Below are 22,613 nucleotides of genomic sequence, written 5' to 3'. Positions count from 1 at the left end.
TTTCCACGATTGCGTACACCCCCATGGATACGTCCAGCATCAACGCTCAAAGCATCTTCGACGACAACGCCGCGTCGTTGAAACTCAGCTGGCTCACGGGGCATGAGGGTTGGGAACGCGGTTTTCTCCCGGAAACCGTCGCGACCGCGACATCGAGCGCCGATCTCGTCGGCCACTTGAACCTGATCCACCCGAACCGGATCCAGGTGCTCGGCGAAGCCGAAATCCAGTACTACCAGCGTCAGACCGACGAAGATCGCCGCCGCAACATGGCCGAGCTCATCGCGCTCGAACCGCCGTTTCTCGTCGTCGCCGGCGGCATCGAAGCGCCGCCCGATCTCGTGCTGCGCGCGACGCGCTCGTCGACGCCGCTGTTCACGACGCCGATGTCGGCCGCGGCCGTCATCGACAGCCTGCGGCTGTACATGTCCCGGATCCTCGCGCCGCGCGCGACGATGCATGGCGTGTTCCTCGATATCCTCGGTGTCGGCGTGCTGCTGACCGGCGACTCCGGCCTCGGCAAGAGCGAGCTCGGCCTCGAACTCATCAGCCGCGGGCACGGCCTCGTGGCCGACGATGCGGTCGACTTCGTGCGTCTCGGGCCCGAATTCGTCGAGGGGCGCTGCCCGCCGCTGCTGCAGAACCTGCTCGAAGTGCGCGGCCTCGGCCTGCTCGACATCAAGACGATCTTCGGCGAAACCGCCGTACGCCGGAAGATGAAGCTCAAGCTCATCGTCCAGCTCGTGCGCCGCCCCGACGGCGAGTTCCAGCGGCTGCCGCTCGAATCGCAAACGATCGACGTGCTCGGGCTGCCGATCAGCAAGGTCACGATTCAGGTCGCCGCGGGCCGCAACCTCGCGGTGCTCGTCGAAGCCGCGGTCCGCAACACGATTCTCCAGCTGCGCGGGATCGACACGCTGCGCGACTTCATGGATCGCCAGCGTCTCGCGATGCAGGATCCCGACAGCCAATTCCCGGGCAAGCTGATCTGACCGCCCGCGCGTAGCCGGGCGGCGCGGGTGCCGTCCGGGCCTGTCCGCGACCCGAATCTGACGGTATCATGGCTGAAACTCTTCAGACCCATGCGCATCGTCCTTATCACCGGCATATCCGGCTCCGGCAAATCTGTTGCGCTCAACGCGCTCGAGGACGCGGGGTACTACTGCGTCGACAATCTGCCGGCGGGCTTTCTGCCCGAGCTTGCGCGGTATCTCGCGAACGAGGGGCAATCGCGCCTGGCTGTCGCGATCGACGCGCGCTCGGGCACATCGATCGCGGGCCTGCCCGACATCATTCGCGAATTGCGCACCGCGCATCAGGTCAGCATTCTGTTTCTCAACGCGAGCACGACCGCGCTGATCCAGCGCTTTTCGGAAACGCGCCGCCGGCATCCGCTGTCGGGCGGCAATCCCGACGTCGGCATCGACTCGCTCGGCGATGCGATCGAGCGCGAACGCGAACTCGTCGCGGGACTCGCCGAACTCGGGCACCAGATCGATACCAGCAACCTGCGCGCGAACGCCCTGCGCGCGTGGGTCAAGAAATTCGTCGAACACGAGCATACGGGCCTGCTGTTGATGTTCGAGTCGTTCGGATTCAAGCGCGGCATTCCGCTCGATGCCGATCTCGTCTTCGATGTACGGACCTTGCCGAACCCGTATTACGACCATCGGCTCCGCCCGCTGACCGGGCTCGATCGTCCCGTGATCGAATTCCTCGAAGCCGAACCCGACGTGCTTGAGATGATCGGCGATATATCGTCGTATCTTCACAAATGGCTGCCGCGTTTTCGCGACGACAACCGGAGTTACCTGACCGTCGGCATCGGCTGCACGGGTGGGCAGCACCGGTCGGTGTTCATCTCGGAGACGCTCGGGAAGCGCTTTGCGGGCGAAGCGCAAGTGCTCGTCAGGCACCGCGAGATTGCGCCACCCGACGAACTCAGGAAGATCGCCTGACCCCTTTGCATCACGTTGCGGAGCGCCATGTCATCCATCCTCGCCGACCTGCCGCTGTTCCCCTTGCATACGGTGCTTTTTCCGGACGGCCTGCTGCCGTTGAAGATCTTCGAGGCGCGCTATCTCGACATGATGCGCGACTGTCTGCGCGACCAGAGCCCGTTCGGCGTCTGCATGATCCGCAGCGGCAATGAAGTCGCGCGGCCCGACGAGCCGACGGTGCCCGAGTCCGTCGGCTGCCTCGCGCATCTGCTCGATTGCGATGTGCAGGAATACGGGCTCATGCAGATCAAGGTCAAGGGCGGCCATCGATTCCGACTGCTCTCGACGCGCGTCGAACCGAGCGGTCTGCTGCGCGGCATGGCCGAACCGATCGGCGAGGACCCGCCCCCCGACGGCCGCGCCTATCTCGCGCCGCACGCGGCGTGTGCCGAAGTCCTCGAACGCATCATCAAGGGCGTGGCCGACCGCGATCCGAACAATGTGCCGTTCCTCAAGCCTTATCGATTCGAAGACCCGATCTGGCTGTCCAACCGGCTGGCGGAAATCCTGCCCATCCCGCTGCGCGCGCGACAAAAGCTCATGGAAATCGAGGATGCGGAAGCGCGGCTCGAGATCGTCCATCACTTCATGCAACAACATCAGATGCTCTGAACGAGCCATGGCGTGCGACGCCGATCGCATCGGCGCCGCAACGCGATCGGCGTCGAAGCGTCGCGACGTCGCGCACGGTTCCCAAGCTTCGCCGCCGCACGATCGGCGGATCGCGTGGCCCCTGAGATCAGATCAGCGTTCCCGTCAAACCGGCGAGCAGTTTCTTGACCGGCGCGGGCAGGCCGAATTCATCGAGCTCCGACAGCGCGACCCAGCGGCCCGCGGCATCGTCGCGCGCCGATGGCGTTTTCGCGGCGACCATGTCGAGCAGCATCGGCTCGATGTCGAGCTTGAAATGCGTGAACGTATGCGAAAGCGGCGCAAGCGGCTCGAACGCACTCGCGCTGTCGTGATACCCGTGCAGCTCGGCGACGCGCGCGAGCGCGGTCGTGTCGCTGCCCTCGGGCAAGCTCCAGAGGCCGCCCCAGATCCCGGTCGGCGGCCGGCGTTCGAGCCAGATCGATTTGCCGCGACGCATGACGAGCATCAGCGTGTGGCGGACCGGCACCGCCTTGCGCGGACGCGCAACGGGAAGTTCGCGTTGACGTCCCGTCGCGTACGCGACGCAATGCGGCGTGAACGCGCAGCGCGCGCAATCCGGACGGCCCCGCGTGCACAGCGTCGCGCCGAGGTCCATGAGGCCCTGCGTGTATGCGTCGATATCCGCGTCGCCGTGCGCGGGCAGCAAGGTCTGCGCGAGCGTCCACATCGCGTTTTCAACGCGTTTCTCGCCGGGAAAGCCGTCGATGCCGAATACGCGCGCGAGCACGCGTTTGACATTGCCGTCGAGAATCGCCTCGCGCGCGCCGAATGAAAACGCGGCGATCGCGGCGGCCGTCGAACGCCCGATGCCCGGCAGACTCGACAACGCCTCGACCGTCCGCGGAAAGTGCCCGCCGTACGCTTCGACGACGACCTGCGCACAGCGATGCAGATTGCGCGCGCGCGAGTAGTAGCCGAGCCCGGCCCACAGACTCATGACCTCGTCGGACGGCGCGCCCGCAAGCGCCTCGATCGTCGGAAACCGCTCGAGAAACCGCGTGTAGTACGGAATCACGGTCGAGACCTGGGTCTGCTGCAGCATGATCTCGGACAGCCAGACGCGATAAGCATCACGGCTCTGCTGCCAAGGCAAATCGTGACGTCCGTGCTCGCGTTGCCACGCGATCAGCGTCGGCGCGAACGACTCGATGAGCGCGCGGCGTCCGGATGCCGGCCCGAGTGTGTCGATCATCGAGGTACTCGCATCGGTCTTCGACGAACGATGGGAAGCACGCGGAGTAAGCAAGGTATCGTTCTGCGAGGTCATGGTCGGCGCGGCGGGCGCGCGAGAAAGGCGATGCGTGAGTGCGGCACGATCAATGCTGACAGTGCGGACAGTAAAACGTCGAACGTTGGCCCTGCACGATCTGGCGGATCGCGTTGCCGCAGACTTTGCAGGGTTCGCCGGCGCGGTCGTAGACGAAGTAATCGAGCTGAAAGTAGCCGCGCGATCCGTCACTGGAGACGAAATCGCGCAACGTGCTGCCGCCCTTGGCGATCGCTTCGGCCAAGGTATCGCGAATCGCCTCGGCGAGCGCCACATACCGGGATAGCGCGATGCGCCCCGCCGCGCGCGCCGGATGGATCCGCGCGCGGAACAGACTCTCGGATGCGTAGATATTCCCGACGCCGACGACGATATCGCCCGCGAGCAGGGCCTGCTTGATCGCCACCGAGCGTCCGCGCGTGCGGTCGAACATGAGTTGCGCCGTGAAATCGGGCGAAAACGGCTCGACGCCGAGCGCGCGCAACAGCGGATGATCGGCGACGTCGCCCGCGTCCCGCGCGTGCCAGAGAATCGCGCCGAAACGGCGCGGATCGCGAAACCGCAAGACGGTCTGCCCGAACACGATGTCGACGTGCTCGTGCTTGTCGGGAAGACGTTCGAGCGCGGCGCGCGGCAACACGCGCAACGTGCCCGTCATGCCGAGGTGGACGATGAGCCAGCCCGCGCCGACTTCGATCAGCAGATATTTGCCGCGCCGTTCGACGCGCGTCACGCGTTGGCCGCCGACCAGCGCGCTCAAGCCCGACGGGATCGGCCAGCGCAGCATCGGCGTGCGCACGTCGACGCGCTCGATGACCTGTTCTGTAATGTGCGGTGATATGCCGCGGCGCGTAACTTCAACTTCCGGCAACTCTGGCATGGGGAATCGGTCTGCTGTCTTGAACAGGGTGGGCACGTTGCGCGTTATTTTATCCACCCGCGTTACAATCATCGGAAACCTGGCCCGGATTTTTATGGAATTCCTTTTCGCGGACCTTCTCTCGAAGCGGTCGATGCCTCTTACTTCCCCCAAGCGTACGCTCGCGCGATTGAGCGCCGCGGCACTCGCAGTCTTTGCACTCACGGTTTCGGGTGCGCACGCGCAGCCCTCGGATGACGATGCCGACGATCCCGGCGCGAGCGTCGCAAGCGCGCCGATCCCGGACGACGCGAAGGATCTGCCCAACGTCGAACTGTCGAGCGAAATCCTCTATACGGTGCTGGCCGCTGAAATCGCGCTTCAACGCGGCGAACCCGGGCCTGCCTTCAATGCCTACGTCGAGCTTGCGCGCGACACGAAGGATCCGCGCATGGCCAAGCGCGCGGCCGAAATCGCGCTGCGCGCGCAGAGTCCCGCCGATGCGTTGACCGCCGTGCGGCTCTGGCACGAGTACGCGCCCGACGATCAATCGGCGGCCCAGCTCGATGCATCGCTGCTGATCCTCAACGGCAAACTCGACGAAGCCCAGCCGCTGCTCGCGACGCAGCTCGCCGCGGTACCCGAAGATCAGCGCATTCCGACGATCGTGCAGTTGCAGGTGCTGATCGCGCGCGGCCCCGATCGCAGCGGCGGTCTCAAGTTGCTGCAGAACCTGCTCAAGAACGACATGCAGCGGCCGGTGTCGTCGCTCGTGATCGCGCGCCAGCAACTGATCGTCGGCGATCAGCAAGGCGCGCGCGCGTCGCTCGAACAAGCGCTCAAGCTCAAACCCGACTTCGAGCCGGCGGCATTGCTGCTCGCGCAGATCGGACCGGACGAGCGCAAGGAAGCGATCGCGGCCATGGAAAAGGCCGTGCAGGCCAGTCCGACGCGCGACCTGCGCACGACGCTCGCGCAGCTCTATCTGAGCGACGATCAGATCGACAATGCGCGCAAGCAGTTCGAGGCCATGCACGGGAACGATCCGAAGGATCTCGCACCGTTGCTCGCGCTCGCCTTGATCGACCTTCAGCAAAAGCAATTCGACGAAGCGAGCGCGTATCTGCAGCAGTACGCCGAAGGCGCGGAGAAGCAATCGAATTCGCTGCGCGTCGATGCCGGGCAGGCGTATATCTATCTCGCCGAGATCGAGGTCAATCGCAAGGACTATCCGGCGGCGCTCAAGTGGCTCGACAAGATCACGTCGGGCAGTCCGCAATACATCGGCTCGCGGATCACGCGCGCGCAGATTCAAGCGCAGCAAGGCGACGTCGAAGGCGCGCGCCGTACGCTCGCGGCGCTTCAATCGGCCGACCCGCACGATCAGGCCGAGATCATGCGCGCCGACGCGGGCATTCTGTTCGATGCGAAGCGCTATGCGGATGCGCGCGCGCGGCTCAACGAAGCGATCGCGAAGTTCCCCGACGATCCCGATCTGCTGTACGACCGCGCCATGGCGTCGGAAAAGCTCGCCGACTACGGTCCGATGGAGACCGATCTGCGCAAGCTCATGACGCTTCAGCCGAACAATCCGAACGCCTTCAACGCGCTCGGCTACTCGCTCGCCGATCGTAACGAGCGTCTGCCTGAAGCGCAGAAGCTCGTCGAACGCGCGACCGCGCTCTCGCCGCGCGACGCGTTCATCATGGATAGCCTCGGCTGGGTCAAGTATCGCCAGGGCGACAAGGACCAGGCGATCACGCTGCTTCGTCATGCTTACCAAATCCAGCCCAATGCCGAAATCGGCGCGCACCTCGGCGAAGTCCTCTGGGTCTCGGGTCATCAGGACGAAGCGAAGCAGGCTTGGCACGATGCGTTGAAGCTCGAACCCGACAACGAGACCGTGCTCAACACGCTCAAGCATTTCGACGTGACCAACCCCTGATGCGAGTTTTCCGGCTTGATTCGGCCGCCTGCCTGGCGGCCCTGACCCTGCTGCTCGGTGCGTGCGCGCAAGCGCCCGTGAAGCCGGCGTCGCCCGCGCAAGCGGCGGCGACCGCGCGCACGCAGATCGATTACGAAGGCCGTTTTGCGATCAAGTACAACGATCAGAACGGCGCCGAACGCAACGCGTACGGCAATTTCACATGGCATCAGGAAGGCGAGACGGTCAGCGTCGAACTCAAGAGTCCGCTCGGCCAGACGCTTGCGGTCATCGAGTCCGCACCCGCGAGCGCGACGCTTGAAATGCCGAACCGCGCGCCGCAAACCGCGCCGAAGGTCGACGACCTCATGCACGACGCGCTGGGTTTCGCGTTGCCCGTGTCGAATCTTCGCTATTGGCTCGAACCCGCGCCCGCGCCCGGTTCGAAAGCCACGACGGACACCGATCCGAGCAACGGCCGCATCAAGGAACTCAAGCAGGACGGCTGGACCGTCGACTACTACGAGTACGCCGCGGACAACTCGGTCAAGCGTATGAATCTCGTGCGCACCGAGCCGCCGATCGCGATCCGCATCGTGCTCGATCACTGAAGGCCGTTCGAACGCGGACGCCCTCTTTACGTTGCCTGTTTGACCCGAATGACGACTTCCCTTCGAGATTGCGCCGCGCCGGCGAAACTCAATCTGTTCCTGCACATCACGGGTCGGCGCCCCGACGGATATCACGCGCTGCAGACGGTGTTCCAGTTGATCGACTGGGGCGACGTGCTGCACTTCGCGCGCCGCGACGACGGCGCGATCCGGCGCGTCAACGAGATCGCGAATGTCCCCGAAGACACGGACCTGACCGTGCGCGCCGCGCGGCTGCTGCAAGCGCATACGGGGACCGCGTTCGGCGCCGACATCGAGATCGACAAACGTCTGCCGATGGGCGGCGGCATCGGCGGCGGAAGCTCCGATGCGGCCACGACCCTGCTCGCGCTCAATCGCTTGTGGGACACGCGCGTGTCGCGCAAGGATTTGCAGCGCATCGCCCTCAAGTTGGGCGCCGATGTGCCGTTCTTCATCTTTGGAGAAAATGCATTCGCGGGGGGTGTCGGCGAAGAGCTCGACACTGTAGAATTGCCGGCTCGGCATTTCCTCGTGATTGTGCCGAACGCGCATGTTCCGACTGTCGAAATTTTTTCAGATCCGGAATTGACACGCGACAGTGAAGCCGTCACAATAACGGACTTTCTTGCACAGCACGGCAGCACGATCGGTTGGCCAGACAGCTTCGGCCGAAACGATATGCAGGCGGTGGTGGCAAAAAAGTACGCGGAAGTTGCGAAAGTGCTCGATTGGTTGGATATAATCGCGGCCTCGCGTATGACGGGTTCCGGAGCGTGCGTGTTTGCCGCGTTCCCCAGCAAGGAAGCCGCACTTGAAGCGCAAGCGAAAGTGCCTCCGAGTTGGAGAAGCGTCGTAACAGCAAGCTTGCAGCGTCATCCGTTGTATAGCTTCGCGTCATAAGTTTTTGCTTTGCCGGGTATCCTACGACCCGACAAGCTATCGGTTAGTGTAGGGGAGTCGCCAAGTTGGTTAAGGCACCGGATTTTGATTCCGGCATTCGAGGGTTCGAGTCCTTCCTCCCCTGCCAAATATCTCGCTTTTGCCAAAGTTTGCGTCCAGTCGCTCCTTCGCGTAGGGCGTCATTTGCAGGTACACGATGAGCAGCGACGGCCTGATGGTTTTCACTGGCAACGCCAACCCTGGCCTTGCTCTGGAAGTGACCCAAACTCTCGGCATCCCGCTTGGCAAAGCGATGGTCAGCCGTTTTTCGGACGGCGAGATCCAAGTCGAAATCCAGGAAAATGTTCGCGGCAAGGACGTCTTCGTCCTGCAGTCGACCTGCGCGCCGACGAATGACACGCTGATGGAATTGATGATCATGGTCGATGCGCTCAAGCGCGCGTCGGCGGGTCGGATCACCGCGGCGATTCCGTACTTCGGCTATGCGCGTCAGGACCGTCGTCCGCGCTCGGCGCGCGTCGCGATTTCGGCGAAGGTCGTCGCGAACATGCTCCAGATCGCCGGCGTCGATCGCGTGATCACGATGGACCTGCACGCGGACCAGATTCAAGGTTTCTTCGACATTCCGGTCGACAACATCTACGCGACCCCGATTCTGCTGCAGGATCTGCGCAAGCAGAATCACGACAATCTGCTCGTCGTGTCGCCCGATATCGGCGGCGTCGTCCGTGCTCGAGCGCTCGCGAAGCAGCTGAACACGGATCTCGCGATCATCGACAAGCGCCGGCCGAAGGCGAATGTCGCCGAAGTCATGAACATCATCGGCGATGTCGCCGGTCGTCAATGCGTGATCATGGACGACATGGTCGATACCGCAGGCACGCTCTGCAAGGCGGCTCAGGTCCTCAAGGATCGCGGCGCGCTGAGCGTGTTCGCCTACGCGACGCACCCGGTGCTCTCGGGCGGCGCCGCAGCGCGTCTCGCGTCGTCGGTGCTCGACGAACTCGTTGTGACCGATACGATTCCGCTCAGCGAGGAATCGCGCCAGTGCTCGAAGATTCGACTGCTGTCGAGCGCCCCGCTGCTCGCCGAGACGTTCAAGCGGATCCGCAGCGGCGAGTCCGTGATGTCGTTGTTCGCCGAACACGCCGCCTGAGCGAAGTGCATGAATTGGGATCGCCGTTCTCGCGGCGGTCCGCCGAATTTTCCGGTACGCGTCCGTATCGGGAATCGAAGCGACGCATACGGCGTCGCTTTCGTTATTTAGAAACCGGACTCGTCGAGTCCTAATCCACTGTCTGGTCGCGGACAGTTTTTGGAGAACACCATGAAAGTCGTCGCTTTCGAGCGCAGTCTGCAGGGAACGGGTGCGAGCCGCCGCCTGCGTAACGCCGGCAAGACCCCGGCCATCGTCTACGGTGCAACGGCCGAGCCGCAACTGATCGAACTCGATCACAACGCGCTCTTCCACGCACTGAAGAAGGAAGCCTTCCACTCGTCGATCCTCGACCTCGAAATCGCGGGCAAGTCGCAACAAGTGCTGCTGCGCGACGTTCAGTACCACCCGTGGAAGCAGATCATCCTGCACGTGGACTTCCAACGTGTCGATCCGTCGAAGAAGATCCACACGAAGGTGCCGCTTCACTTCCTGAACCAGGAAACGTCGAAGGCCGTCAAGCAAGGCGGCGCGGTCCTCACGCACGTGATGAACGAAGTTGACCTCGTGTGCCTGCCGGCGAACCTGCCGGAATTCATCGAAGTCGATCTGACGAACGTCGAAGTGGGCAAGTCGCTGCACGTCAAGGATCTGAACCTGCCGAAGGGCGTCGAGCTCGCACCGCACGTCGAGCAAGAAAACCCCGTGTTCCTGTCGGTCACCGTGCCGGCAGCCGTGGTTTCGGAGGAAGGCGCAGCTGCAGAAGGCGGCGACGCGGCCTAAGTTCGGCTCGAAGGACGCTTTCGGGCGTCCTCATACGCATTACGCGATCCTCTCGAACCGTCTCGCGACGGTCGAACTATCCGCCGCGGCACACGCCCCGGCGGATTTTTTTTGTACGCGCACAGGCAGGTCCACACGAGCACGCATTCATGATCAAGCTGATCGTCGGTCTCGGTAATCCGGGCGCGGAATACGCGGCCACCCGCCATAACGCGGGCTTCTGGTTCGTCGACACGCTCGCGCGCGAAGCGGGCGCCGTGTTGCGCAACGAGTCGCGCTTCCACGGCTTCGCGGCAAAGGCGCGCCTGCATGGCGAAGATGTGTTTCTACTGCAGCCACAGACTTTTATGAACCGGTCCGGGCTGTCGGTCGTCTCGCTCGCGCGTTTTCACAAGATCCTCCCCGACGAGATCGTCGTCGTGCACGATGAAATGGACCTCGCGCCGGGTGTCGCGAAGCTCAAGCTCGGCGGCGGCAGCGGCGGCCATAACGGGCTCAAGGACATCAGCGCGCATCTGACGACGCCGCAGTACTACCGGCTGCGCGTGGGGATCGGGCATCCGCGCGATCTGATCCCGGGCGGCGGCAAGGCCGACGTCGTCAACTTCGTGCTCAAGCCGCCGCGCCGCGAAGAACAGGAAGCGATCGACGTGGCGCTCGAACGTGCGAGCGCCGTCATGCCGATGGTCATCCAGGGCGAGATCGAGCGCGCCATGATGCAATTGCATCGTCAGCCCTAGCGCCCCCATGTCCTCGAACGTCGTCGGGCGACCGACGAAATGGACCCGCCTATTGCGCGCGACGCGTCGAACACGCGACACTGGACGCCTCGCGCATCTCTCGCATGCAAGTGACTGACAGAAGCTGAAAACATGAGCCGATTCTGGAGCGACATCGTCCACCGTCTGAGCCCGTACACGCCCGGCGAACAGCCGGCGGTCGCGCACCCCGTCAAGCTGAACACGAACGAAAACCCGTACGGGCCGTCGCCGCGCGTGCTGGCCGCGCTCAGCGCCGAACTCGGCGGTCAGGCCGACACGCTGCGCCGCTATCCGGATCCGACGTCGCGCGCGCTGCATGAGGCGATCGCGCAACGCATGGGCGTGCACACGGAACAGGTGTTCGTCGGCAACGGATCGGACGAGGTACTCGCACACATATTCCAGGGTCTACTGCGCCACGCGGAGCCGATTCTGTTCCCCGACGTGACCTACAGCTTCTATCCGACGTATGCGCGTCTGTTCGAGGTCCAATTCACGACGATCGCGCTCGAGTCCGATTTCTCGATCGACGTCGACGCGTATCGCCGCCCGAACGGCGGCATCCTGATTGCGAACCCGAATGCGCCGACGGGCCGCGCGCTGACGCTTGCGCAGATCGAGCGTTTGCTCGTCGCGAATCCGGATTCGGTCGTCGTGATCGATGAGGCGTATGTCGATTTCGGCGCGGAGTCGGCGATCGCGCTCATCGATCGCTTCCCTCAACTGCTCGTCGTCCAGACGCTGTCGAAATCGCGCTCGCTGGCCGGCTTGCGCGTCGGCTTCGCGATCGGCCATCGCGATCTCATCGAGGCGCTCACGCGCGTGAAGGACAGCTTCAATTCCTACCCGATCGATCGGCTCGCGCAGGTCGGCGCCGTTGCGGCGCTCGACGACGTCGAATGGTTCGACAAGACGCGCCACGCCGTCATCGCCACACGTGAAACGCTGACCGCCGACTTGCAGGCGCTCGGATTCGAGGTGCTCCCGTCCGCGGCGAATTTCGTCTTCGCGCGCCATCCCGACGAAGACGCCGCGGCGCTCGCTCAGGCCCTGCGCGAACGCGAGATTTTCGTGCGGCACTTCCGTTTGCCGCGCATCGAGCAGTTTCTGCGGATCTCGGTCGGCACCGATGCCGAGTGCAAGGCACTGATCGACGCGCTCAAGACGCTGGTCAAGGTCGCGAGTTAAGCGAATGTCGGGCGGGGTCGCGCCGATGCCGTCTCAAGCCAAGCGGTGGAAGACGAGCGGGATCGGCGCGCAGCGTGAGGAAACGAATCGAAAGTCGGGACTCGGGACTCGGGACTCGGGACTCGGGACTCGGGACTCGGGACTCGGGACTTGAAATAGCATCCGCGCGCGGCCGGGATGCGTGTGAATCCGAGGCGGCGCGATCGCGCTATAGCTATTTGCCGGCCTTTTCAGCGGTGAGCCGAAGATATTTGGCCATCAGTTGCTCTTTCGACTCGACCCATTCCGGATTCAACGGAATGCATTCGACCGGACAGACTTGCCGGCACTGCGGTTCATCAAAATGCCCGACGCATTCGGTGCATTTATGCGGGTCGATCACGTAGTAATCGACCCCCATCGCAATCGCATCGTTCGGGCACTCGGGCTCGCAGACGTCACAGTTGATGCATTCGTCGGTAATCAACAGAGCCATAATTTGCGGCGATTCCGCGCGATCAAGCGCGTTTAAGCACCGTCACCTTCTCGATCAGGCGTTCCTCGACGGACGGGAACACGAATTTGCTGACATCACCGCCCAATTGGGCGATCTCCCGGACGATGGTACCCGAAATGAACTGGTACTGATCGGACGGCGTCATGAACATCGTTTCGACGTCCGGCAGCAGATAGCGGTTCATCCCGGCCATCTGGAATTCATATTCGAAGTCGGATACGGCGCGCAGTCCGCGCACGATCACGCGCGCATCGTTCTTGCGGACAAAATCCTTCAATAGCCCCGTAAAACTCTCGACTTCGACGTTGGGATAATGGCCCAGTACCTCGCGTGCGATGTCGAGACGCTCTTCGAGGCTGAAAAACGGCCGCTTGTTTCGGCTGTCCGCGACGCCGACGACCAGTTTGTCGAAAATGCTCGAGGCACGGCGCACGAGATCCTCGTGTCCGCGAGTCAGCGGGTCGAACGTGCCCGGATACACCGCAACCACCATAGCCATCCTCCTAAGAGCCACCCTGTCGGGCCGTCGCGACCTCGACGGGCGCCTGATTCATTGAACGTCGTGACGCAATAAATGGTAGTGCACGAGGCCGGCGCGGCCTCGACGCACGACCGCCCAATCGGGCGGCAGTTCGCCGAGGTCCTCGACCGGCGCCTTCGATTCGACGTACAGCGCGCCGCCCGGCGCGACGAGCTTGAGCGCGTGCGGCCAGACGTCGGCCAGCAGCGACGAATCAAACGGCGGATCGAGAAATACCACGTCGGCGCTTTTCGGGGTACTGCCGCGTGCGAATCGGAGCGCGTCGGCCTCGACGATCTCGACGGCCTCGGCCGACAATTTGAGCTTGACCGCGCGAAGCTGCGCGGCCGCCCGCGGATGCTGTTCGACGAGCACGACGCGCTGCGCCCCGCGCGACGCTGCTTCGAAACCCAACGCACCCGTTCCGGCGAACAAGTCGACGCAGACAAGGCCGTCGAGCGTCTGTCCGAGCCAGTTGAAGACCGTCTCGCGCACGCGGTCGGGCGTCGGCCGTAATCCGTCGATCAAGGCGACGGCCAGCGGCGTGCGTTTCCAGAGACCGCCGATGATGCGGACCTGCTGGGGCGCGTGCCGCAGCTTGACGGCCGGTCGCGATGGCGGAGCGTCGTGAGTGGGGTGGCGCGGCATGATGAATTCCTTCGAGACGCCGAATTATGCCCGATGACGCCGCGAATGCACGGCGAATGACCGACGGCGCGGGCCTGCGCGGACGTCGGCGCGGATGCCGGTACGCTCGCTCTGTTAAGATTCGGCCTTCAACCGACCCGACGTCCCGACGGGTTCTGACCTTCCGCCATGTTCAGTTTTTTCAAACGTTTCAAATCCGGCTCGAAGACGTCGAGCGACACGGCCACGCCTGAAGTCGACACCGCGCAAGACGCGCGCGACGAGCACCGCGCCGAGCCCGCGTCCGCCGAGCCTGTGCGCACGCCTGCGCCCGAGCTTGCGCGCCCCCCCGAGCCTGTTCGCACAACACCCGAGCCTGCGCGGATCGAACCGGCGCCCGTCGTCGCGCCCACGCCGGCCGATTCGCCCGCGTCCGCCGCGCCGCGCGCCCTGGATTTCGGCGATGCGAAGGCGCCCGCATCGAGCCCCGTCCGCTCGCCTGACAGCACACAAGCCGTCGCGCCCGCGCCCTCGAGTCGCAACTCGGCTCCGGCTCCGGCTCCGGCTCCGGCTCCGGCTCCGGCTCCGGCTCCGGCTCCGGCTTCAGCTTCAGCTTCGGCTTCGCCATCGTCGCTCGCCGCCTCGGCCGCCCCGATCGACGACACGCCTGAAGAAACCATCGTCATTCCGCCGCCTCCCGTCGCGCCGGAAAAGAAAACCTCGTGGCTTCAGCGGTTGCGTCAGGGGCTGTCCAAGACCAGTTCGAACCTCAGCACGCTGTTCGTCGGCGTCAAGATCGACGAAGCGCTGTACGAGGAACTCGAAGCGGCGCTGCTGATGGCCGACGCCGGCGTCGACGCCACGCAATATCTGCTCGATGCGCTCCACGAAAAGGTGCGCGCCGAACGACTGACCGAAGGCGCTCAGGTCAAGGCGGCGCTGCGTTCGCTGCTCATCGACCTGCTGCGTCCGCTCGAACGTTCGATGGTGCTGGGCCGCGCCGAACCGCTCGTCATGATGATCGCGGGCGTCAACGGCGCGGGCAAGACGACGAGTATCGGCAAGCTCGCGAAGCACCTCCAGAGCTTCGATCAATCCGTCCTGCTGGCCGCGGGCGACACGTTCCGGGCGGCCGCGCGCGAACAGCTCGCGATCTGGGGCGAACGCAACCAGGTGACCGTCGTGTCGCAGGAAAGCGGCGATCCGGCGGCGGTGATCTTCGACGCCATCGGCGCGGCGCGTGCGCGCGGCATCGACGTCGTCATGGCCGACACCGCGGGCCGCCTGCCGACGCAGTTGCACCTGATGGAAGAACTCAAGAAGGTGAAGCGCGTGGTCGGCAAGGCCATGGCGGGCGCGCCGCACGAAGTGCTGCTCGTGCTCGACGCGAACACGGGGCAAAACGGCCTCGCGCAGGTCAAGGCATTCGATGACGCGCTGGGCCTCACGGGTCTTATCGTCACGAAGCTCGACGGCACGGCCAAGGGCGGCATTCTGGCGGCCATCGCGCGCCAGCGGCCCGTGCCGGTCTACTTCATCGGCATTGGTGAGAAAGTCGAGGATCTGCAGCCGTTCTCGGCCGAAGAGTTCGCCGACGCGCTACTCGGATGATGTCGCCGTACCCGAGCGAACACGCGCCCACGCGCTAAAACCGACGAGAACGACGGCTCGGTAACGGGTAACGTGCCGCGGGCGCTGGGCGCTGGGCGCTGGGCGCTGGGCGCTGGGCGCTGGGCGCTGGGCGCTGGGCGCTGGGCGCTGGGCGCTGGGCGCTGGGCGCTGGGCGCTGGGGCTGGGCACCCTGAGGGCACGCCCCTGTGCATGTCCGGTCCGATCACATGGCGGCCATGGACGCCGCGCTTTCGACTACATCGCCGCCCCGTCGGACACGACGGCCAAGGCGTCCCGCCGGTACGTCACACGGCGTTGATCGAATCCGGGGCCGCGCGGCAACACCCCGCGGCCCCGCACCACAGCCGAGCCGCGCCGATCAGCGCACGTACAGCTTGATCTGTCCGACACCCTCGACGCCGCCCTCAAGCAACTGATCGTGCTTGACGGGGCCGACGCCCGACGGCGTGCCGCTGAAAATCAGATCGCCCGCCTTGAGTTCGAAGAACCGCGACAGATACGCGATCGTCTCGGCGACGGACCAGATCAATTCGTGCAAATCGCCGCGCTGGGCCTGCTTGCCGTCGATATCGAGCCAGACCGCGCCCTGCGTCGGATGACCGATCTCTTCCACGCGATGAATCGGTCCGATCGGCGCGCTGCCGTCGAAGCCCTTGCCCGTATCCCACGGACGCCCGAGCTTTTTCGCCTCGGCCTGCAGATCGCGGCGCGTCATATCGAGACCGACCGCGTAACCGAACACATGATCGAGCGCGCGCTCCGCGTCGATATTGACGCCGCCGCCGTTCAGCGCGACCACGAGTTCGATCTCGTGGTGCACGTCCTCGCTTTGCGCGGGATAGCGGAATTCACCGATTTCGCCCTCGGGAACGACGACGATCGCATCGGCCGGCTTCGCAAAGAAAAACGGCGGCTCGCGGTTCGGATCGTGCCCCATTTCGCGCGCGTGCGCCTCGTAGTTTCGTCCGACGCAATAGATCCGGCGGACCGGGAATTGGGCGTCGACGCCGGCGACCGGCACCGAAATCACGGGTGCCGGCGGGAATGCGTAAGTCATGCAACCTCCACGAAAATGTCCGAATCCGATCCGGACTATGGGCTCTGATATTGACATGGTACAGTCCGCGCCGCCGACGCCGCATCGGACCCCCACGCGTTTTGCGCGATGAGGACCGGGCCGGCGCGCCGCGCGGCTTGCCACTGAGCACGATGGATCCGAACTCGCCCCCGCCCTCCCGCCCCATGCCTGCAGGCGAAGCGCCCAAAGGCGCGGCGCTGCGCATCCTGCTCGTGCGCGATCCGTTCAATTCGCACGACGAGGATGTCGAGGCCATCCGTACCGGATTGGCCGAAGCGGGTTACGAACTCGTGAGCGTGGCGGACGCGGATGTCGATCTGCCCGAACGCATCGAGCGGTCGCAACCCGACATGGTGATCATCGAATCGGAGGCGGCCGCGCGCGACGTGCTCGAGCACGTCTGCTTCTCGACGCGCAATGCGCCGCGGCCCATCGTGCTGTTCACGGACAACAATGATACCGAGCGCATGCGGACCGCGTTTGCCGCGGGGATTACGGCATATATCGTCGACGGCTTGACGCCCGAGCGCGTCAAGCCCGTGCTCGACGTCGCGCTCGCGCGCTTCGGCTTCGAACAACAATTGCGCGGCGAGCTCGCATCCGCGCGCAATCAGCTCGCCGAACGCAAGCTCGTCGAGCGGGCGAAAGGGTTGTTGATCAAGCAGTTCGGCATCAGTGAAGACGAGGCTTATCACCGGCTTCGCCGCCTCGCGATGGAGAAAAAGCTGCGCCTCGCGCAGGCCGCCCAGTGGATCATCGATATCGCCGCGGCGGTGGGCGATTGAAGCCGTGAACATCGGCGGCAATTGCGGGAGTGGGAGTGGGAGTGGGAGTGGGAGTGGGAGTGGCGGGTGGAGGCCGGTGAGCGGGGACGCGCACGTGCCGGGCGGACGCGCCCACGCGAGGTCGACTAGACGAACGAGCCGGCGGCGGCGTGCCATTTAACGAGTCGGATATCCGCATGAGTATCGAGAAAACCGAAGTTCGCGTGGGGTTTCTTCCGTTGACCGACTGCGCGCCGATCGCCGTCGCGATCGCGCTCGAACTCGGCGCGAAGCACGGCATCCGCATCGTCGCGCAGCGCGAAGCGTCGTGGGCCGCCCTACGCGACAAGCTGATCGCGGGCGAGCTCGATGCGGGTCACGCGCTGTACGGGATGGTCTACGGCACCGAACTCGGGATCGGCAGCCGGCAAACCGGCATGGCCGTACTCATGACGCTCAATCAGAACGGTCAGGCGATCACGGTCTCGTCGTCACTGCGCCGCGACGGCGTCACGGACGGCGAGACGCTCGCGCGCTATCTGCGCGCCGCAGACGGGCGCGCGATCTTCGCGCAGACGTTTCCGACGGGCACGCACGCGCTCTGGCTCAACTACTGGCTCGCGGCGCACGGCATCGATCCGCTGCGCGACGTGCGCACACTGAGCGTCCCGCCGCAACAGATGGTCGCGAATATGGCCGACGGACGCGTCGTCGGCTTCTGCGCGGGCGAGCCCTGGCACGCCGATGCGATCGAGCGCGGCACGGGATTCACGATCGCGACGTCGCAGCGGATCTGGCCCGACCACCCCGAAAAAGTCCTCGCCTGCACGGCCGATTTCGCGGCGCGTCATCCCGATACCGCGCGTGCGCTGATCGCGACGTTGCTCGACGCCGCGCGCTTCATCGATGCGTCGGACGAAAATCGCGCGTGCACGGCAGGCGTCGTCTCGGCGCGCGAATACGTCGACGTCAATCCGCTCGCGATCGCGCCACGCTTGCTGGGCCGGTACGCGGACGGCGCCGGACACGCATGGGACGACCCGCATCGCGTGCGGTTTCATGCCGAAGGCGCCGTCAACTATCCGTATCTCTCCGACGCGATCTGGTTCATGACCCAGCACAAGCGCTGGGGCATGGTCAATGACCATCCGGACTATGAGGCCGTCGCCGAGCGCGTGAACCGGATCGATCTCTACGCCGACGCGGCGCGCGCGACGGGCGTCGCGTTACCGGCGAGCCCGTTGCGGCGCTCGACGCTGGTCGACGGCACCGTCTGGGACGCCGCCGATCCGCGCGCGTACGCGGACGGGTTCGCGATCCGCGCCTGACGCAGGCGCCACCGCTCCTGCCGGCACGGATGTCTTTGCGACCGGCCCCGGACGGGCGACCTGTCGGTCCCGGGCCGGACGGGTGCCCTGTCGGCCCTGCGCCGGACCCGTGACCTGCCAGCTCCGCGCCTGAAGGGCGACCTGTCAGCACCGCGCCGTACCGGCGACCGGTTAGCCCCGCGTCGGCACCGCCGCCTGTACGATCCGCGCCGGACGCGCGCGCCGCACGCTCGCGCGATAATGCGCATTGCTCTCCCCACGAGATTTCAAACAATGACAGTGTCGACGTTTTCCTGCGCACGCCTGATCAAGGAAATCGGCCGCGGCCCGAACGGCGCGCGTCCGCTCTCGCGCGACGATGCGTACGATCTCTATGCCGCGATGCTCGACGGGCGCGTCAGCGACGTCGAGCTCGGCGCCGTACTCCTCGCCTACCGGCTCAAGGGCGAGACGCCCGAGGAACTATCGGGCATGCTCGCGGCCGCGCACGCGACGATCGAACCGCTCGACACCCCCGACGGCGCCTATCGCGCCGTGTCGATTCCGACCTATAACGGCGCGCGCAAACAGGCCAACCTGACGCCGCTGCTCGCGATGCTGCTCGCGCGCGAACGCGTTCCCGTGCTCGTGCACGGCGTGACCGACGACCCCGGACGCGTCACGAGCGCCGAGATATTTGCCGAACTCGGCATATCCGCCGCCTCGGAAACCGCGGACGTCAACGAGGGACTCGCACGCGCGCATGTCGCTTTTGCGCCGATTGCGACGCTCTCGCCGAAGATGGCCCGCTTGCTCGCGCTGCGTCGCGTGCTCGGCGTGCGCAACTCGACGCATACGCTCGTCAAATTGCTCCAGCCATTCGCCGAGCCGGCGTTGCGGCTCGTCAACTACACGCATCCGCCGTATCGCGACAATCTCTCGCAGTTGTTCCGCGATCACCCGGACGCGGCGGCGGGCGGCGCACTGCTCGCGCGCGGCACGGAAGGCGAAGCGGTCGCCGACACGCGTCGTCAGGTGCAAATCGATTGGATCCACGACGGCGAAGCCGAGACGCTCGTCGAATCGGAACGGCGTGCCGACGATGCGCCCCCCGCCGAGCTGCCCGAACGCGACGCGGCATCCACGGCGCGCTGGATCGAGCGTGTCCTCGCCGGCGAACAGGCGGCGCCGCCCGAAATCGTGCGGCAGGTCGAGGTCATCAAACGGATTGCCGCACGGGCTTGAACGGTGTCTGAGGGGCGCGATCCGCCTCGTGCGCGCCCGAACATCGATGCGGGGCGTGATTCGCCCGGCATACGGTCGAATATTGCCTATGGGGCGTCATGCTTCGCGCCGCGTGCGGCCGAACGATGCGCCCCGGAACGGGCCGGCCAAGCGTGCGCCGCGCCGGGGCGTCGCGCGGGATTCGATTCGTCGCCCCCGGAAGCGGGTTGACAGTCCGCGACGCGCGCCTCTATAGTCGCATTTATGCAATCCATCGCACTTTTCTCCCTCCGCGTTATTCGCCTGCTATCGCAGCGGCTATCGCTACGCCGACTACCGGCGCTAGCGTAAGGCCCCTGCGCGTCAGCGCATCCGCAGTTCCCGCAGCATCCCCAGTTACAGTTGAAGTGGTTTGACGGTACGAGGCCATCCGCCCGCCGAACGCACCATTTCAGAACCTTTGGCCACCCAACCGGCGGCCAGATCTGGAAAACGTCATGTTCCGCATCGCGATTCTCGATTCGACCCTAACGCTAGCGCTACCGATCGGCTGACGGAACCCGTGCCTGTGGCAATTCCGTTCGCCTTGAGCCACACCCCGTAGACAAGCGATTTCCGAATTCGAATCCGAGGCGAACATGATCACCAACCCGTCCACCAAATACCGTCCGTTCCCCGCCGTGGCGCTCACCGGCCGCCGATGGCCGTCGCGCACGGTCACCCAGGCGCCGATCTGGATGAGCACCGATCTTCGCGACGGCAACCAGTCGTTGATCGATCCGATGAGCATCGAGACGAAGCTCGAATTCTTCGACGCGCTCGTGAAGATCGGCTTCAAGGAGATCGAAGTCGGCTTTCCTTCGGCCTCGCAGACCGAGTTCGATTTCATCCGCCGCCTCATCGTCGAGAAGCGCATTCCCGACGACGTGACGATCGAAGTCCTCACGCAATCGCGGACCGATCTCATCGAGCGCACGTTCGAGTCGCTCGAAGGCGTGCCGCGCGCGATCGTCCATCTTTACAACGCGACGGCGCCGTCGTTCCGCAAGATCGTGTTCGGCATGAGCCGCGACGAAGTCAAGGCGCTTGCGGTCGAAGGCACGCGCACGATCAAGCGATGCGCGGCCGAACGGCCTCAGACGCACTGGACCTTCCAGTACTCGCCCGAGACTTTCAGCATGACGGAGCTCAGCTTCGCGCGCGAGGTCTGCGACGCCGTATCGGGCGTCTGGCGTCCGACGCCCGCGCACAAGATGATCGTGAACTTGCCGGCGACCGTCGAAGCCGCCATGCCGAACGTGTTTGCGGACCAGGTCGAATGGATGGACCGCAACCTCGCGTTCCGCGACAGCATCGTCTTGTCGGTGCATCCGCACAACGATCGGGGTACGGCGGTCGCCGCCGCCGAGTTGGCCTTGCTCGCGGGCGCGGATCGCATCGAAGGATGCTTGTTCGGCAACGGCGAGCGAACGGGGAATGTCGACATCGTGACGCTCGCGATGAATCTCTATACGCAGGGCATCTCGCCCGGGCTCGACTTCTCGGACATCGACGCCGTGCGGCGCACGGTCGAACACTGCAACAAACTTCCCGTCCATCCGCGCCATCCGTATGCGGGCGATCTCGTCTACACGGCGTTCTCGGGTTCGCATCAGGATGCGATCCGCAAGGGCTTCGCCCAGCAGGATGTCGACGCGATCTGGGAAGTCCCCTATTTGCCGATCGATCCGGCCGATGTCGGCCGCAGCTACGACGCGGTGATTCGCGTCAACAGCCAGTCGGGCAAGGGCGGTACGACTTACTTGCTCGAACGCGGCATCGGCGCGACGCCGCCGCGCCGGATGCAGATCGAATTCAGCCGCATCGTGCAGGAACGTGCGGACGAAACCGGCATCGAGGTCACGCCGCAGGGGATTTGCGATTTGTTCGCTCAGGTCTATCTCGAGGCGACAGGCCCGGTCGAGCGCGTCGCGCCGCAGACGTTGCGCTTCGTCGACACCGACTTCGGGATGCCGGCCGGTCCGGTCGATGCGGGCAAGGTCGCGGCGGCGATCGCCCAGGTCATTGGCCAAGCGGTCGGGGTCGTCGATATCGAGGAACAGCGCACGGCTGACGGGAAGACGGCGGTGTTCGTCGGCGTCCGGATCGGCGGCGCGTCGCGGCACGGCGCGCGGGCCGATGTCGGGCAGGACGACGGAAGCGTGCATCGGTACGGCGCGTCGATCCGGGATTCGCGGGACATGGCGGTCATCGATGCCGTCGTCTGTGCAGTGAACCGTGGCGCACGCGCGATTGCGGTCAGCGAATCGGCGCTCGCGGCCTAAGTGATACCCGTGACCTTGCGGCTCGAATGCGCGGCCAAGGTCGGCGCTTGAGGTCGGCGGCGCGCCGCTCGGGTGGTGCGCCCGCGGATCAGCTTTCCGTCGCGCAGCGCGTGGCCTGCCACGCCGCGAGTCGCCAGCCGTCGTCTTCGAGGACTTGCACGGCCGTGTACGCGATATGGAACAGCAGCGCGCCGTTGTTCGCCTCGAGCTCGACGATCGCCTTACCCGTCACGACGCACGTGGTGTCGCTGGCAAGCAGAATGTCTTGCGTTTCGACCTCGATCTGACGATAGCGGCGCTTGCCGTTCGTGATCGCCGCCAGAAACTGGGGTTTCGTCTCGCGCTTTCCATTCGTATGAATATAGCTGACGGCGTCGGACAGCAACGCATCGAGCTGATCACCGTCACCCTCGACCATCGCGCGGAACCGCTCGCGTTCGAGTTCTCTGACCGTATTCACGACTGTCTCGCTGAACTTTGCCGCCATCGTCGGAACCTCTTCGCCTGGAAAGCATCG

General features: G+C 65.0%; 22 protein-coding genes and 1 tRNA gene. 16 read left to right on the top strand and 7 right to left on the bottom strand.

The window, feature by feature from the left end:
• Positions 1-23: 23 nt before the first annotated feature.
• The 3 genes from hprK (at position 24) to D7S86_RS02590 (ending at position 2,612) form a co-directional block, all read left to right on the top strand.
• Positions 24-992: an HPr(Ser) kinase/phosphatase gene (gene hprK / locus D7S86_RS02600; protein WP_121083071.1), complete on the top strand. Its 969-nt coding sequence runs from the start codon at positions 24-26 to the stop codon at positions 990-992.
• Between the two features lie 90 nt (positions 993-1,082).
• Positions 1,083-1,958: an RNase adapter RapZ gene (gene rapZ / locus D7S86_RS02595; RefSeq protein ID WP_121083068.1), complete on the top strand. Its 876-nt coding sequence runs from the start codon at positions 1,083-1,085 to the stop codon at positions 1,956-1,958.
• 27 nt (positions 1,959-1,985) lie between these two features.
• Positions 1,986-2,612: an LON peptidase substrate-binding domain-containing protein gene (locus D7S86_RS02590; RefSeq protein ID WP_121083065.1), complete on the top strand. Its 627-nt coding sequence runs from the start codon at positions 1,986-1,988 to the stop codon at positions 2,610-2,612.
• Positions 2,613-2,739: 127 nt separating this feature from the next.
• Here the strand turns inward: D7S86_RS02590 and mutY are convergent, their stop codons facing one another.
• Together mutY and mutM are read right to left on the bottom strand one after the other, a co-directional pair.
• Positions 2,740-3,846 (bottom strand): A/G-specific adenine glycosylase, encoded by a 1,107-nt coding sequence (mutY, locus tag D7S86_RS02585; protein ID WP_166444087.1) that lies wholly within the window; start codon positions 3,844-3,846, stop codon positions 2,740-2,742.
• A gap of 124 nt (positions 3,847-3,970) precedes the next feature.
• Positions 3,971-4,801: a bifunctional DNA-formamidopyrimidine glycosylase/DNA-(apurinic or apyrimidinic site) lyase gene (gene mutM, locus D7S86_RS02580; RefSeq protein ID WP_158601840.1), complete on the bottom strand. Its 831-nt coding sequence runs from the start codon at positions 4,799-4,801 to the stop codon at positions 3,971-3,973.
• A 94-nt stretch (positions 4,802-4,895) separates the two neighbouring features.
• On the opposite strand from mutM, the gene D7S86_RS02575 reads away from it, so the two are divergent.
• The 8 genes from D7S86_RS02575 (at position 4,896) to hisC (ending at position 12,124) form a co-directional block, all read left to right on the top strand.
• A complete protein-coding gene (locus D7S86_RS02575) occupies positions 4,896-6,725 on the top strand; it encodes a tetratricopeptide repeat protein (protein ID WP_121083056.1) in 1,830 nt (609 codons plus the stop codon).
• Positions 6,725-7,315, top strand: coding sequence for a lipoprotein insertase outer membrane protein LolB (gene lolB / locus D7S86_RS02570; protein ID WP_121083053.1), 591 nt, complete (start codon positions 6,725-6,727; stop codon positions 7,313-7,315). Before D7S86_RS02575 ends, lolB begins: the two co-directional genes overlap by 1 nt.
• 48 nt (positions 7,316-7,363) lie before the next feature.
• Positions 7,364-8,236 (top strand): 4-(cytidine 5'-diphospho)-2-C-methyl-D-erythritol kinase, encoded by an 873-nt coding sequence (ispE, locus tag D7S86_RS02565; protein WP_121083050.1) that lies wholly within the window; start codon positions 7,364-7,366, stop codon positions 8,234-8,236.
• A 50-nt stretch (positions 8,237-8,286) separates the two neighbouring features.
• Positions 8,287-8,363 (top strand) — tRNA-Gln (locus D7S86_RS02560).
• Positions 8,364-8,432: 69 nt separating this feature from the next.
• Positions 8,433-9,392: a ribose-phosphate pyrophosphokinase gene (locus D7S86_RS02555; protein ID WP_121083047.1), complete on the top strand. Its 960-nt coding sequence runs from the start codon at positions 8,433-8,435 to the stop codon at positions 9,390-9,392.
• 171 nt (positions 9,393-9,563) lie between these two features.
• A complete protein-coding gene (locus tag D7S86_RS02550; RefSeq protein WP_121083044.1) occupies positions 9,564-10,175 on the top strand; it encodes a 50S ribosomal protein L25/general stress protein Ctc in 612 nt (203 codons plus the stop codon).
• Between the two features lie 149 nt (positions 10,176-10,324).
• Positions 10,325-10,915 (top strand): aminoacyl-tRNA hydrolase, encoded by a 591-nt coding sequence (gene pth / locus D7S86_RS02545; protein WP_121083041.1) that lies wholly within the window; start codon positions 10,325-10,327, stop codon positions 10,913-10,915.
• 132 nt (positions 10,916-11,047) lie between these two features.
• Positions 11,048-12,124: a histidinol-phosphate transaminase gene (gene hisC / locus D7S86_RS02540; RefSeq protein ID WP_121083038.1), complete on the top strand. Its 1,077-nt coding sequence runs from the start codon at positions 11,048-11,050 to the stop codon at positions 12,122-12,124.
• Positions 12,125-12,338: 214 nt separating this feature from the next.
• Here hisC and D7S86_RS02535 read toward each other — a convergent pair whose 3' ends face one another.
• From D7S86_RS02535 to rsmD, 3 genes are read right to left on the bottom strand one after another with little or no spacing between them, the layout of a single operon-like run.
• Positions 12,339-12,599 (bottom strand): YfhL family 4Fe-4S dicluster ferredoxin, encoded by a 261-nt coding sequence (locus D7S86_RS02535; RefSeq protein ID WP_121083035.1) that lies wholly within the window; start codon positions 12,597-12,599, stop codon positions 12,339-12,341.
• Positions 12,600-12,621: 22 nt separating this feature from the next.
• On the bottom strand, positions 12,622-13,113 hold the full coding sequence (coaD, locus tag D7S86_RS02530) for a pantetheine-phosphate adenylyltransferase (protein ID WP_121083032.1): 492 nt from the start codon (positions 13,111-13,113) through the stop codon (positions 12,622-12,624).
• 57 nt (positions 13,114-13,170) lie between these two features.
• Positions 13,171-13,788 (bottom strand): 16S rRNA (guanine(966)-N(2))-methyltransferase RsmD, encoded by a 618-nt coding sequence (gene rsmD, locus D7S86_RS02525; RefSeq protein ID WP_121083029.1) that lies wholly within the window; start codon positions 13,786-13,788, stop codon positions 13,171-13,173.
• 168 nt (positions 13,789-13,956) lie between these two features.
• Between rsmD and ftsY the strand changes: the two genes are divergently transcribed.
• The gene (gene ftsY / locus D7S86_RS02520) at positions 13,957-15,378 is read left to right on the top strand and encodes a signal recognition particle-docking protein FtsY (RefSeq protein WP_121083026.1); all 1,422 of its coding nucleotides are present in this window, start codon (positions 13,957-13,959) and stop codon (positions 15,376-15,378) included.
• Between the two features lie 379 nt (positions 15,379-15,757).
• Here the strand turns inward: ftsY and D7S86_RS02510 are convergent, their stop codons facing one another.
• Positions 15,758-16,456, bottom strand: a complete 699-nt coding sequence (locus tag D7S86_RS02510; protein WP_121083023.1) for a fumarylacetoacetate hydrolase family protein — start codon at positions 16,454-16,456, stop codon at positions 15,758-15,760.
• 152 nt (positions 16,457-16,608) lie between these two features.
• On the opposite strand from D7S86_RS02510, the gene D7S86_RS02505 reads away from it, so the two are divergent.
• The 4 genes from D7S86_RS02505 (at position 16,609) to leuA (ending at position 22,096) form a co-directional block, all read left to right on the top strand.
• The gene (locus D7S86_RS02505; RefSeq protein ID WP_121084228.1) at positions 16,609-17,262 is read left to right on the top strand and encodes an ANTAR domain-containing response regulator; all 654 of its coding nucleotides are present in this window, start codon (positions 16,609-16,611) and stop codon (positions 17,260-17,262) included.
• A gap of 176 nt (positions 17,263-17,438) precedes the next feature.
• Positions 17,439-18,569: a CmpA/NrtA family ABC transporter substrate-binding protein gene (locus tag D7S86_RS02500; RefSeq protein WP_121083020.1), complete on the top strand. Its 1,131-nt coding sequence runs from the start codon at positions 17,439-17,441 to the stop codon at positions 18,567-18,569.
• A gap of 273 nt (positions 18,570-18,842) precedes the next feature.
• On the top strand, positions 18,843-19,793 hold the full coding sequence (ybiB, locus tag D7S86_RS02495) for a DNA-binding protein YbiB (RefSeq protein ID WP_205962729.1): 951 nt from the start codon (positions 18,843-18,845) through the stop codon (positions 19,791-19,793).
• A 617-nt stretch (positions 19,794-20,410) separates the two neighbouring features.
• Positions 20,411-22,096: a 2-isopropylmalate synthase gene (gene leuA / locus D7S86_RS02490; protein WP_121083014.1), complete on the top strand. Its 1,686-nt coding sequence runs from the start codon at positions 20,411-20,413 to the stop codon at positions 22,094-22,096.
• Between the two features lie 88 nt (positions 22,097-22,184).
• On the opposite strand, the gene D7S86_RS02485 is transcribed toward leuA, so the two are convergent.
• A complete protein-coding gene (locus D7S86_RS02485; protein ID WP_121083011.1) occupies positions 22,185-22,583 on the bottom strand; it encodes a nuclear transport factor 2 family protein in 399 nt (132 codons plus the stop codon).
• Positions 22,584-22,613 lie beyond the last annotated feature (30 nt).

It is taken from the genome of Pararobbsia silviterrae, from assembly GCF_003628125.1.
GTDB classification, from domain to species: Bacteria; Pseudomonadota; Gammaproteobacteria; order Burkholderiales; family Burkholderiaceae; genus Pararobbsia; species Pararobbsia silviterrae.
The sequence above is the reverse complement of the archived record's forward strand: the minus strand, read 5'-3'. Positions and strand labels throughout refer to the sequence as shown.

Bases quoted from the DNA above. Each gene is read 5' to 3' on its own strand.
- hprK (WP_121083071.1), top strand. From the start codon at position 24: ATGGATACGTCCAGCATCAACGCTCAAAGCATCTTCGACGACAACGCC.
- rapZ (WP_121083068.1), top strand. From the start codon at position 1,083: ATGCGCATCGTCCTTATCACCGGCATATCCGGCTCCGGCAAATCTGTT.
- D7S86_RS02590 (WP_121083065.1), top strand. From the start codon at position 1,986: ATGTCATCCATCCTCGCCGACCTGCCGCTGTTCCCCTTGCATACGGTG.
- mutY (WP_166444087.1), bottom strand. From the start codon at position 3,846: ATGATCGACACACTCGGGCCGGCATCCGGACGCCGCGCGCTCATCGAG.
- mutM (WP_158601840.1), bottom strand. From the start codon at position 4,801: ATGCCAGAGTTGCCGGAAGTTGAAGTTACGCGCCGCGGCATATCACCG.
- D7S86_RS02575 (WP_121083056.1), top strand. From the start codon at position 4,896: ATGGAATTCCTTTTCGCGGACCTTCTCTCGAAGCGGTCGATGCCTCTT.
- lolB (WP_121083053.1), top strand. From the start codon at position 6,725: ATGCGAGTTTTCCGGCTTGATTCGGCCGCCTGCCTGGCGGCCCTGACC.
- ispE (WP_121083050.1), top strand. From the start codon at position 7,364: ATGACGACTTCCCTTCGAGATTGCGCCGCGCCGGCGAAACTCAATCTG.
- D7S86_RS02555 (WP_121083047.1), top strand. From the start codon at position 8,433: ATGAGCAGCGACGGCCTGATGGTTTTCACTGGCAACGCCAACCCTGGC.
- D7S86_RS02550 (WP_121083044.1), top strand. From the start codon at position 9,564: ATGAAAGTCGTCGCTTTCGAGCGCAGTCTGCAGGGAACGGGTGCGAGC.
- pth (WP_121083041.1), top strand. From the start codon at position 10,325: ATGATCAAGCTGATCGTCGGTCTCGGTAATCCGGGCGCGGAATACGCG.
- hisC (WP_121083038.1), top strand. From the start codon at position 11,048: ATGAGCCGATTCTGGAGCGACATCGTCCACCGTCTGAGCCCGTACACG.
- D7S86_RS02535 (WP_121083035.1), bottom strand. From the start codon at position 12,599: ATGGCTCTGTTGATTACCGACGAATGCATCAACTGTGACGTCTGCGAG.
- coaD (WP_121083032.1), bottom strand. From the start codon at position 13,113: ATGGTGGTTGCGGTGTATCCGGGCACGTTCGACCCGCTGACTCGCGGA.
- rsmD (WP_121083029.1), bottom strand. From the start codon at position 13,788: ATGCCGCGCCACCCCACTCACGACGCTCCGCCATCGCGACCGGCCGTC.
- ftsY (WP_121083026.1), top strand. From the start codon at position 13,957: ATGTTCAGTTTTTTCAAACGTTTCAAATCCGGCTCGAAGACGTCGAGC.
- D7S86_RS02510 (WP_121083023.1), bottom strand. From the start codon at position 16,456: ATGACTTACGCATTCCCGCCGGCACCCGTGATTTCGGTGCCGGTCGCC.
- D7S86_RS02505 (WP_121084228.1), top strand. From the start codon at position 16,609: ATGGATCCGAACTCGCCCCCGCCCTCCCGCCCCATGCCTGCAGGCGAA.
- D7S86_RS02500 (WP_121083020.1), top strand. From the start codon at position 17,439: ATGAGTATCGAGAAAACCGAAGTTCGCGTGGGGTTTCTTCCGTTGACC.
- ybiB (WP_205962729.1), top strand. From the start codon at position 18,843: ATGACAGTGTCGACGTTTTCCTGCGCACGCCTGATCAAGGAAATCGGC.
- leuA (WP_121083014.1), top strand. From the start codon at position 20,411: ATGATCACCAACCCGTCCACCAAATACCGTCCGTTCCCCGCCGTGGCG.
- D7S86_RS02485 (WP_121083011.1), bottom strand. From the start codon at position 22,583: ATGGCGGCAAAGTTCAGCGAGACAGTCGTGAATACGGTCAGAGAACTC.